Source organism: Mesorhizobium sp. M5C.F.Ca.IN.020.29.1.1 (assembly GCF_003997375.1).
GTDB lineage: Bacteria > Pseudomonadota > Alphaproteobacteria > Rhizobiales > Rhizobiaceae > Mesorhizobium > Mesorhizobium wenxiniae.
This window is the reverse complement of sequence record NZ_RZSW01000867.1, coordinates 1-1,785: the sequence shown is the minus strand read 5'-3', so window position 1 is coordinate 1,785 and position 1,785 is coordinate 1. Positions and strand designations below refer to the sequence as shown.

Here is a 1,785-nt window from a genome sequence, read left to right as displayed (position 1 = left end):
CGAACGGCAAGCTCGACCGCAAGGCACTGCCGGCGCCGGCCGACGACGCCTATGCGCGCCGCAGCTATGAGGCGCCGCGCGGCGCGGTCGAGACGGCGCTGGCGCAGATCTGGGCGGAGCTTCTCGGTGTCGAGCGGGTCGGGCGCCACGACCACTTCTTCGAGCTCGGCGGCCACTCGCTGCTGGCCGTGCAGCTCTCGAGCCGGCTGTCGCGGGCTGTTGGCGTGGAACTGCCGCTGTCGACGCTGTTCGCCAATCCGGTGCTTTCCGATCTGGCGGCAAGCATCGTCGAGGTGTTGAGCCGCTCCGGCACGCAAGACCTGCCGGCGATTGCGGCGGTGTCGCGTGATGAGCCGCTTGTGCTGTCGTTTGCGCAGCAGCGGCTATGGTTTTTGGCGCAGCTGGACGAGGGCAGCACCAACTATCACATTCCGCTGGCCTTGCGGCTGCGTGGTGAGCTCGACCGCAGCGCCTGGCAGCGCAGCCTTGACCGTCTGTTTGCCCGTCATGAGGCGCTGCGCAGTGTCTTTGTCGCACCGGAGGGCAAGCCCTGGGTTGAGGTTCTGCCGCCGGATGCGGGACTGCCGATGGTCGAGCACGATCTGCGGGACAGGCCGGATGCTGAGGCTGCGCTTTTGGATCTGTGCCATGAAGAGGCGCGCACGCCGTTTGATCTTGCGCGCGGGCCGCTGATCCGCGGGCGTCTGATCCGGATGCCGGATGAGGAACACGTCTTCCTGCTGACCCAGCATCACATCGTCTCGGACGGCTGGTCGATGGGCGTGCTGGTTCGTGAACTCCGTCAGCTTTACCGGGCGTTCGAGGCTGGACAGGACGATCCTTTGCCGCCGCTGGCGATCCAGTATCCGGATTATGCCGCCTGGCAACGCCAGTGGCTGTCGGGGGAACGGCTGCAGAAGCAGGCGCAGTATTGGCGCGACACCCTGTCTGGCGCTCCGGCCCGTCTTGTCTTGCCGACGGACCATGCGCGGCCGGCCCAGCAGTCGTTTGCCGGGGCCAGTGTGCCGATCGTCATCGATGCGGATCTGACGCGGGGTCTGAAGCGGCTGAGCCGGCAGCATGGCACGACGTTGTTCATGACGGTGCTGGCGGCCTGGGCGGCGGTGCTGTCGCGTCTGTCGGGGCAGGACGACCTTGTGATCGGCGTGCCGAGCGCCAATCGAGGCCGGCGCGAGATCGAAGAGTTGATCGGCTTCTTCGTCAACACCCTGGCGCTTCGGCTCGACCTGTCCGGCGAGCCGAGCGTGTCGCAGCTTCTGGAGCAGACGCGGCGCACGGCGCTGGCCGCGCAGGAGCATCAGGACCTGCCGTTCGAGCAGGTCGTCGAGATCGTGCAGCCGCCCCGGGCTCTTGATCACACGCCGCTGTTCCAGGTGATGTTGGCCTGGCAGAACAACGCCGTCGGGTCGTTCGACCTTGCCGGGCTGAGTGTGGAGGCTGCCGGGGAGGGGTATGATCAGGTCAAGGTCGATCTGGAGCTGAGCCTTGGCGAGTGTGGCGAGGTGATCGCCGGAACGTTTGGTTATGCCTCGGCGCTGTTCGATGAGGCGACGATCGAGCGGCAGCGTGGTTATCTGCTGGCGCTGCTGCGGGCGATGGTTGCCGATGCCGGGCAGCCGGTCGGCCGGATTGAACTGCTGCCGGCTGCGGAGCGTGCGTATCTGCTGGAGGAGCTGAACCGGACGGCGGCGGCCTATCCGTCGGAGCGGTGCATCCATGAACTGTTCGAGCAGCAGGTGCAAAAGGCGCCGGAGGCGGTGGCGC

At 66.9% G+C, this 1,785-nt stretch carries 1 protein-coding gene; it reads left to right on the top strand.

Annotated elements, in window-relative coordinates; all coding sequences use genetic code 11:
* Nucleotides 1-1,785 (top strand): condensation domain-containing protein (locus EOA85_RS34440; RefSeq protein WP_245486313.1); only part of this gene is annotated, 1,785 nt, incomplete at both ends.